Annotated in this window: 1 pseudogene; it reads left to right on the forward strand. The window is 43.2% G+C overall.

From position 1 onward, the window contains the following. Nucleotides 1-129: 129 nt before the first annotated feature. Nucleotides 130-505: pseudogene (locus tag R7093_RS28475) on the forward strand (DedA family protein); the annotation flags it as partial.

The following is a 505-nucleotide window of genomic DNA, read 5'->3' on the forward strand; positions in this document are numbered from 1 at the left end:
TTCCAATTACAATGCATGGAACCGTGCTTGGGTAGGGATTGTTGATATGTTTGGTGTGATCTGGTTACAAAAGCGCACGAAAAATCCGATGATCAAAGCTGTCAGCATTGCCAATGAAAATGCAAAACAATGAAATGGTTAAAGCTTGCACTTCTTATACTTGCTGGGGTTTTGTTAGCAAATCAGCTCGATAATCCCGTTTTATCTCACCTCACAGATAAGAACTGGCTGGTTGGCTACATTCAAAAAAACGGGGCTTTAGGGCATGTGGTCATCTTCACATTCAGTGTGGTGTTTTTGTCGTTGAGTGGGCCAAAGCAAGCCATCGCATTGGTATTCGGCTATTTATACCACGTCCAATTAGGCGTGCTTATCACCTTATTTGCTTGTGTTTTTGGGGCGACATTTAACTACGCCTGCGCTCGCTTTCTCATCGGAAATTGGCTTTATCGACGGTTCCCGAAAAAAATGACGCGTTTTAATTCATTTGCGAGTCGTAAGCCGT

The organism is Vibrio sp. 1580 (genome assembly GCF_033340055.1).